We start from the raw sequence: 7,986 nt of genomic DNA, 5'->3' as shown, positions 1-7,986 counted from the left end.
TGAAACTCACACTAACCCGAATGAAAACAGCATCTTATTGGCACAGACACAGTTAACTCATACATAGCCAATGTGATCGGTATAAGCCCACATTCAGTACATCGATAAAACAGAAAAGCCCGCCATTTGGCGGGCTTTTGCATTGAACAGCTGTGATTGACGGTTAACCACCGAATAACTGTCGACTGAGCGCCGCCGCGATAATGCCGGCGGTAATGGCCGGCAGCGGCTTTTTCAGTACCAGCATGGTCAGTGCCGTGGCCAGCAGCGCCATGCGGGCGCCGATATCGCCGTTGACCGCCAGCGGGGTAAGAATGGCCACCAGTACCGAGCCGGACATGGCGCTGATAAACTGCTGCACCCTATGGTTGATGGGGATCAGCGACATCACGAAGACGCCGCCCCAGCGGGTGGCCAGGGTCACGACGGCCATGACGCCGATAATCAGCAGGGTGCCTGAACCGGCGGTTTCCAGTGTCATTTTGGTTTTTTCTCCATCCACAGGGCGCCGAGCAAACCACCCGACAGGGCACCCACCACCACATGACTGTTGGCGGGCAGCCACCAGTAGGCCATCATCGCCGACGCGCCCGCCACGACCCAGATAATGAAGGTACGCAGATCCTTGCGTCCGCCCAGGGTCATGGCCAGCAGAAAGCAGCCCAGCACCATGTCCAGCCCGATGCTGAACGGGTCTTCGATGGCGCTGCCGAAATAGAGGCCGAGCCAGGTACCGATCATCCAGAACGACCAGATGGCCAGGCCGCCGCCAAACAGAATGCCCAATGCCCGCTCGCCCTTGTGAAAGCCCTGCATCGCCATGGCCCAGTTGGCATCGGAGGCAAACAGCATGATGCCGTAGCGCTTGGGTAAAGACAGATGGCGTAGCCAGGGGTAGAGACTGGCGCCCATCAGCAGATGACGGGCGTTGATGGCAAAGGTGGTGATGATCAGCGGCACCAGCGGCACCTGGGTGCCCCAGATGTCCAGCGCGGCAAACTGGGAGGTACCGGCAAACACCAGCGCGCTCATCAACACTATGCTGCCTTCGCTCAAGCCTTCCTGCGCTGCGGCTAGGCCAAAGGCCAGCCCGAAGGCGGCCACAAAAAAGGAGAGTGGTAACAGCTGCTTGAAGCCAAACCAGGCATCGGCTGGCTCCAGTCGCGCCTGTTCGGCGTAAGTGTCCATAACGGTCTCGGGGCTCATGCGTTACAAAGCCGACAAGAATACCATCATGCAGGGTGAGGGGCGAGGCGGCAGGCTCACAGTTCGGTGCCGATTCAGAGGCTTTCGTCCTGCAGTTGTTGTTCCAGCTCCTTGGTTCTGTTTTCGGTCAGGCGTTTGAGCTCCTCGCTGTGGGATAGCGGTTGTATGGAGCCGCCTTCATACGCCGATGACACCAGCTCGGCCTGGGCATCGCGAAACTTGAGCCAGGCGCGCTGGGCGGTTTTGAGTTTTTGCTTGCGTGCGGGGTCCAGCTTGTTCATTAACCGGCCGTAGGCCTGGTTCAGCGCCTGGTCGGCGGTTTGATAGTGTTGCCGGGATTGCTCGTTTAGTTCCACCTGAGTTGCATTCTGGCCATACCCCGGTGGCATGAACCAAAAGCATGTTAGCGTGAACAGGATAAGGATGGTTTTCATGTCGGCCTCCAGAGCGATGGGGTGCGGTTACTCAGTTGTTCGCATTGATTCAACCGTGCGAACGGAAAATGGCGCCGACCTTGGCGGCAGGCCGGAATACGAGCTGCAGTTTACCGTTCCCCGGACGGCGTCGGGCATGGCTTGTCGTATTTGAATTTCATATAGGTAATGCCGGGAGCCATCACCAGACGCCAGGCTAATTCCACGTCTTCCGAAAACTCATCGTCAAACCGCTTTACGCTACTGATCAAACATTCAAGCCAGCGATCATAAAATTCTGGATGAATGTCCAGATGATCACGGTTATGCCTTTCTGCGATGCGGCGAATCGCATCGTCAGCCTGGCCACTGGCATAAAAAGCAAACAGGCTGTAGAAGGACTTTTTCAACATGCTTTGCTGAACCGCCATGTCGGTATTTGCAAAACGTTGGGCGATTCTTTCGTCATCATGCAGAAATCGATGATAGAAGGCGCCGAAAAAATCGGTTCCATCCTTGCGGGTGCGTAAAACGCGTTCGTAACTGTCATCAAAGATTTGTTCAAAACTCATATCACGCCCTTGTCACTCTACCCTATGTTTTACCTTGCCTGAAAAAGGCGCGAAATATGACCCAAACAAATGGAGTCTTGCTCGGTGGCAAGCATGCGGGCGCGCCGTTGCCGAATCTCCAGCTGGATTTGAACATTATTATAGCTGGTTCGATGGCCCTCGATACAGTTGGTATCACTCAACAAAAAGCCCGCATCATGCGGGCTTTGGTATTGTTCATCGGGTAAAAAGTCTTACTTGGTGACTTTCTTGTACTTGATGCGCTTGGGCTGCACCGACTCGGCGCCGTAGGTTTTCTTCTTCCAGTCTTCGTATTCGGTGAAGTTGCCTTCGAAGAATTCCACCTTGCCCTCGTCCTGGTAATCCAGGATGTGGGTGGCGATGCGGTCGAGGAACCAGCGATCGTGCGAAATCACCATGGCGCAACCGGGGAATTCCAGCAGGGCGTTTTCCAGCGCGCGCAGGGTTTCGATGTCCAGATCGTTGGTCGGTTCATCCAGCAGCAGCACGTTGCCGCCGGTCTGCAGCAGCTTGGCCATGTGCAGACGACCGCGTTCACCACCGGACAGCTCGCCGACCCGCTTCTGCTGGTCGATGCCCTTGAAGTTGAACCGGCCCAGGTAGGCACGACTGGGGATTTCCAGGTTGCCGATGCGCAGCATGTCCTGGCCGTTGGCCACTTCTTCCCACACGGTTTTGCTGTCGTCCATGCTGTCACGGAACTGCTCGACCGAGGCCAGCTGTACCGACTCACCCAGGGTGATGCTGCCGGAATCCGGCTGCTCGGCGCCGGTCATCATGCGGAACAGGGTCGATTTACCGGCGCCGTTGGGGCCGATAATGCCGACGATGGCACCCTTGGGAATGCTGAACGACAGATCGTCGATCAGCACCCGGTCGCCGTAGGACTTGGTCAGATGCTCGACTTCGATCACCTGATCGCCCAGGCGCGGACCGGGCGGAATGAACAGCTCGTTGGTTTCGTTACGCTTCTGGAAGTCCTGATTCTGCAGTTCTTCAAAGCGGGCCATACGGGCCTTGGACTTGGCCTGACGACCTTTGGGGTTCTGACGAACCCACTCCAGTTCTTTCTGGATCGACTTCTGGCGGGCGGCCTCTGAAGACTGCTCCTGGGACAGACGCGCGTCTTTCTGCTCCAGCCAGGAAGAATAGTTACCTTCCCACGGAATACCCTCGCCGCGGTCCAGCTCCAGGATCCAGCCGGCGACGTTGTCGAGGAAATAACGGTCGTGGGTAATGGCCACGACGGTGCCTTCGTAGTCGTGCAGGAAGCGTTCCAGCCAGGCCACGGACTCGGCGTCCAGGTGGTTGGTGGGTTCGTCGAGCAGCAGCATGTCCGGTTTTTCCAGCAGCAGCTGACACATGGCGACCCGGCGGCGTTCACCACCGGACAGCTTGTCGATGGTGGCTTCCCAGGGCGGCAGGCGCAGGGCGTCGGCGGCGCGTTCCAGCTGGTTGTCCAGGTTGTGGCCGTCGTGGGCCTGAATGATGGCTTCCAGCTGGCCCTGACGCTTGGCCAGCTTGTCGAAGTCGGCGTCCGGATCGGCGTAGGCGGTGTAGACCTCGTCCAGCTCTTTCAGCGCGCCGGCCACTTCGGACACCGCTTCTTCAATGGCTTCGCGTACCGTCTGCTCCGGCTTGAGTTTGGGCTCCTGGGGCAGGTAACCGATATTGATGCCGGGCTGGGGGCGGGCTTCGCCTTCGATTTCGGTATCCAGGCCGGCCATGATGCGCAGCAGCGTGGATTTACCGGCGCCGTTCAGACCCAGTACGCCGATCTTGGCGCCGGGGAAAAACGACAGGGAGATATTCTTCAGAATATGACGCTTGGGCGGAACTACCTTGCCCACGCGATTCATGCTGTAAACAAATTGAGCCATTTATGATTGTCCTGATAAATCAGTGAGTTGACAGGCCGTCTTGACAGGTGATGGTGGCAGGCTGTGCCAGGTATGCCAAACCTGCGGCCAACGCAGGGCCATGGCGCTATATGGTACTTGGCTGGGCGGGGAATGCCAGTGTCCGAAAGCGGAGAAGCGGGAATTTCACGAGGGTGCGGTACTTTGAATGTTCATGCAAGTCGGGCAAAGGGCCAGCTCCGCCGACTCGCCGTAATAGAAGGTCGGCAGAGCAGATCCCTTTGCTCCTCTTATCGGCTCCGATGCAGCCGGCAGACGACTCGGGAATCAAGAAGAGGCAACAGGGATAGCCTCAGCCGACCGTCATATGACAGGGCCGAAAAATGCTCCTGCTATTTCGGCATTTCCGCCGTCCCTGGCGGTCAGATGTCATGTGCCGAGCGTCACAGGGATGTGCCCGAAGCGTGTCGGGAGAGGCAACCCTGCTGCCTCTTAATGCAGCAAGCTAATTTGTGGCTATCAGGACTTGGTCTTCAGGGTTTCCTTGAACGACTGATCCACAAACTCGCCGCTGGCCGGATTGAACTCCTGGCCATCAAAGGTGGTTTTCATGGTGATCTCGCCGTTGATCAGTTGTTGCGCCAGCGCATCCAGCTTCGCTTTCACCTCGGGTGATACATCGTCGGCCAGGGTCAGCTTGACTACATCACCCTGGCCCAGGCCGATTTCGGTGATCTGGTTGGGCTGCCATTCGCCGGTGGTGTAGTCGCGGGCGGCATTGAGAATGGCCACGCTGGCATCGGCCACCGCCGAGCCGACAAAGCTCGGGTCAACCCGGGTCCAGTCGGACACGTTGCCGATGTGGCGCACCTTGCCGTCATGCGACTTGATCTCGTCAATCACCCCCTGGCGACCGGCGTTGAGCATGGTGTAGATGACGTCGGCACCCTTGGCGATTTCGGCGGCGGCGGCCTCACCGTTGATGCTGGTGTTATCCAGATCACCGGTAAACCAGGTCAGGAACCGGGCATCGGGATTGACGTGCTTCACGCCGTCATAAAAGGCGGCGCGGCCGATCAGACCCGGCGTGGGCCAGGCACCGGAAATATGGCCCACCACGTCGGACTCGGTCGTCAGGCCGGCCAGGGCACCGGCCAGCCAGGCGGAGTCTTCCTGGCGCACCACATAGCTGGACAGGTTGGGGCCCTGCACATGGCCCTGAATGACCACAAACTTGATGTCGGGAAACTCCTGGCTCACGGTTTGGGCCGGGCCGTTGCACTGGCCGCCGTGGGCGATGATCATGTCGGGGTCTTCCTGGGCCAGTTTGCGCATGGCATCGGTCAGCAGTACCGGATCCGAAGTGGCGGAGATATTGGATACATAACTGGCGTTAACATCCAGCTCGGCCTGGATCTTCTCATAGCCCCGATAGGCGGCCTGCATAAAGCCGTTGTCGTTGTGTTTACCGGGGATCAGCACGGCGATGTCGGCCTTGTCGGCGGCCATGGCCTGAGCCAGGGGAGCCAGGGTCAGACCGGCGGCGATCAGCAGAGTACTTCCAAATTTGTACATGATGTTGTCCTTCATTTGTCTCGGCGTGTGTGCGTTTTGTGAGTTTTTTTTGTATGCATTTACCTCAGGTCGTGAAGTTACCTAATGGTTTCGCATTTGTTAACGATAATGGTGTTCAATTGCGAGTGCGGTCACAGAAAAGGGGAGTAACGGGGAGGGCTGAAATAAACGAAGAGAAAAAAGAGGGTAGAAAGCGGCAAGATCGCGTCCCTGCGATCGGGTTATTCGTCGTCGCGTTTACTGCTCCAGCGGGTGAGGCTGGCGGAGATAACGGTATTGCCGAAGAAGCCCCAGTCCATCCAGAAGGGTTTGTCGGCATGCCTGCCGTCTTCACTCCACTGTGTTTACCGCTGCTCCGTACACGAGGACCTTGCAGGCCGTGTCATTGCACTTTGTTAGGCTGAGGCTTGCGTCTTTCAGGGTGGCCGGCATTTTCAAAAAGAATGTTGTACAAGTAAATGTTGTTTGTATAAGATTTCCCTCTGGTTGTACAAGCTTTGGTTTTTTGTATAAGAATCTCCTCGGTTTGATTATTTCCTGCCCATTCTTTTTTACAGCATTTTGAAAGTAAGGTTTTTTACTGTGCTTGCTGTGTGACGGCGTCGCCGTGTCGAATGGTGGCCTTCCAACCTGATGCCCCTAATGGAGCCTGATGATGATGATGTTGCGTAAGTGGTCGATTAAAACACGTTTGCTGGTTCTGACAGGGTTATTGCTGCTGGGCTGTCTGTTGATGGCACTCAGCGGACTGACGGCGCTGCAGCGCAGCGTGGCGGGTCTTGATACCGTGTATCAGGACAGGGTGGTGCCGCTGCAGGATCTCAAGGTGATTGCCGATATGTATGCGGTCAATATTGTGGGCAGCAGCCAGAAGGTGCGCAGTGGCGATCAGTCCCATGCTCAGGCGCTGAACGAACTGAAGGAAGCGGGTCGCCAGATAGATGAACACTGGCGTCTTTACAGTGCTACCCGGATGATACCGGAAGAGGCGCGGCTGGTGGAGGAGCTGGCGCCGCTGATGAAGGCGGCCGAAGCGCCCTTGTCCCGCCTTGCCGACATACTTCGCCGGCAGGATGAGGTCAGCCTTAACCGGTTTATTCGGCAGGAGCTGTATCAGCTGATCGATCCTCTGAGCGAACGCTTCAACCGGCTGATGGAAATTCAGCTGGAGCAGTCCCGGCAGGAGTACAACCATGCCCACACCGCCTTTGAACAAACCCGCAATGGTGTGATTGGCCGGCTGCTGGTGATGCTGGTGCTGGGGGGCGGTCTGGCGCTGTGGTTGATCCGCAGCATCACTCAGCCACTGGACACGCTTAAAGCGGCGGCGGCTCAGGTGGCAGAGGGCGATCTGCGCCATGCCGTGGAGTGCAGCGGTAATGATGAAATTGCTCAGGTGCAGCAGTCGGTGCGGGATATGCAGCTGGCCCTGAATAGCACCCTGCGGGAAATTCAGGGCTCGTCCACCCAATTGGCGGCGGCGGCGGAAGAGCTGCATGTGGTGACCGGGGAAACCACCAGAGGCATTAATCAGCAAAATGAAGAGGTGCAGATGGCCGCCACGGCGGTCACCGAAATGTCGGCGGCGGTGGAAGAAGTGGCCGGTAACGCCAATCGCACTTCATCGGCTTCGAGTGAAACATCACGGGTGGCAGAAGAAGGACGGCAACAGGTCACGGCGACCCGTGGCGTGATCGATCAACTGGCGGATCAGCTGGACAGCACCTCCGGCACCGTGGAACGACTGGCCACCGAAGCGACCAATATCGGTCAGATACTGGATGTGATTCAGGCCATTGCCGAGCAGACCAACCTGCTGGCGCTGAACGCGGCCATTGAAGCGGCCCGGGCCGGTGAAGCGGGTCGCGGTTTTGCGGTGGTGGCCGATGAGGTGCGCAATCTGGCCCAGCGCACCCAGAGTTCCACCGCCGAAATTGAACGCATTATTTCCACCATTCAGCGGGCCACCGGCGAATCGGTGAGTGAAATGCAGCAAAGTGCGGATTATGCTGGACGCAGCAGAGCCATGGCCGGTGACGCGGAGCAGGCGCTGAATCGCATCGCCGAGCGGGTGGGAGAGATTAACGACATGAATCTGGTGATTGCCAGCGCGGCGGAAGAGCAGGCCCAGGTGGCCCGGGAGATAGATCGCAATCTGGTCACCATCAGCAGCATTGCCGAGCAAAGCGCCACCGGTGTGACCCAGACCTCGTCGGCCAGCGACGAGCTGGCGCAACTGGCAGGACAGATGAGTCAGCTGGTGGGGCGTTTTCGCCTGTCGTAATTCCGGTCGGTGCTACACCGGCACGGGATGACTGCCGGTGCTGCGCAGGCGGGGAG

The 7,986-nt window shown here is 57.9% G+C and carries 8 protein-coding genes; 2 read left to right on the top strand and 6 right to left on the bottom strand.

The window, feature by feature from the left end; genetic code table 11:
• Positions 1-163: 163 nt before the first annotated feature.
• From ABD827_RS01095 to ABD827_RS01080, 4 genes are all read right to left on the bottom strand, one after another.
• A complete protein-coding gene (locus ABD827_RS01095; RefSeq protein ID WP_344961559.1) occupies positions 164-481 on the bottom strand; it encodes an AzlD family protein in 318 nt (105 codons plus the stop codon).
• On the bottom strand, positions 478-1,188 hold the full coding sequence (locus ABD827_RS01090; RefSeq protein ID WP_344961557.1) for an AzlC family ABC transporter permease: 711 nt from the start codon (positions 1,186-1,188) through the stop codon (positions 478-480). Before ABD827_RS01090 ends, ABD827_RS01095 begins: the two co-directional genes overlap by 4 nt.
• A 92-nt stretch (positions 1,189-1,280) precedes the next feature.
• Positions 1,281-1,640, bottom strand: coding sequence for a lysozyme inhibitor LprI family protein (locus ABD827_RS01085; protein WP_344961555.1), 360 nt, complete (start codon positions 1,638-1,640; stop codon positions 1,281-1,283).
• 110 nt (positions 1,641-1,750) lie between these two features.
• On the bottom strand, positions 1,751-2,191 hold the full coding sequence (locus ABD827_RS01080) for a globin (protein ID WP_344961553.1): 441 nt from the start codon (positions 2,189-2,191) through the stop codon (positions 1,751-1,753).
• 56 nt (positions 2,192-2,247) lie between these two features.
• On the opposite strand from ABD827_RS01080, the gene ABD827_RS01075 reads away from it, so the two are divergent.
• Entirely contained in the window at positions 2,248-2,418 is a 171-nt protein-coding gene (locus tag ABD827_RS01075; protein ID WP_344961551.1) for a hypothetical protein, read from the top strand.
• Between the two features lie 6 nt (positions 2,419-2,424).
• Here the strand turns inward: ABD827_RS01075 and ettA are convergent, their stop codons facing one another.
• Both ettA and ABD827_RS01065 read right to left on the bottom strand, forming a co-directional pair.
• Positions 2,425-4,092 (bottom strand): energy-dependent translational throttle protein EttA, encoded by a 1,668-nt coding sequence (gene ettA / locus ABD827_RS01070; RefSeq protein ID WP_298715734.1) that lies wholly within the window; start codon positions 4,090-4,092, stop codon positions 2,425-2,427.
• 498 nt (positions 4,093-4,590) lie between these two features.
• Positions 4,591-5,646: a BMP family protein gene (locus ABD827_RS01065; RefSeq protein WP_344961548.1), complete on the bottom strand. Its 1,056-nt coding sequence runs from the start codon at positions 5,644-5,646 to the stop codon at positions 4,591-4,593.
• A 652-nt stretch (positions 5,647-6,298) separates the two neighbouring features.
• Here ABD827_RS01065 and ABD827_RS01060 point away from each other — a divergent pair.
• The gene (locus tag ABD827_RS01060) at positions 6,299-7,930 is read left to right on the top strand and encodes a methyl-accepting chemotaxis protein (RefSeq protein WP_344961546.1); all 1,632 of its coding nucleotides are present in this window, start codon (positions 6,299-6,301) and stop codon (positions 7,928-7,930) included.
• Positions 7,931-7,986: the final 56 nt, after the last annotated feature.

The sequence above is a fragment of the Oceanisphaera sediminis genome, assembly GCF_039539745.1.
Classification (GTDB): Bacteria; Pseudomonadota; Gammaproteobacteria; order Enterobacterales; family Aeromonadaceae; genus Oceanimonas; species Oceanimonas sediminis.
The sequence above is the reverse complement of the archived record's forward strand: the minus strand, read 5'-3'. Positions and strand labels throughout refer to the sequence as shown.

Coding starts and splice junctions, on each gene's coding strand:
- ABD827_RS01080 (WP_344961553.1), bottom strand. CDS start 2,191: ATGAGTTTTGAACAAATCTTTGATGACAGTTACGAACGCGTTTTACGC.
- ABD827_RS01065 (WP_344961548.1), bottom strand. CDS start 5,646: ATGTACAAATTTGGAAGTACTCTGCTGATCGCCGCCGGTCTGACCCTG.
- ABD827_RS01075 (WP_344961551.1), top strand. CDS start 2,248: ATGACCCAAACAAATGGAGTCTTGCTCGGTGGCAAGCATGCGGGCGCG.
- ABD827_RS01090 (WP_344961557.1), bottom strand. CDS start 1,188: ATGGACACTTACGCCGAACAGGCGCGACTGGAGCCAGCCGATGCCTGG.
- ABD827_RS01060 (WP_344961546.1), top strand. CDS start 6,299: ATGATGATGATGTTGCGTAAGTGGTCGATTAAAACACGTTTGCTGGTT.
- ettA (WP_298715734.1), bottom strand. CDS start 4,092: ATGGCTCAATTTGTTTACAGCATGAATCGCGTGGGCAAGGTAGTTCCG.
- ABD827_RS01095 (WP_344961559.1), bottom strand. CDS start 481: ATGACACTGGAAACCGCCGGTTCAGGCACCCTGCTGATTATCGGCGTC.
- ABD827_RS01085 (WP_344961555.1), bottom strand. CDS start 1,640: ATGAAAACCATCCTTATCCTGTTCACGCTAACATGCTTTTGGTTCATG.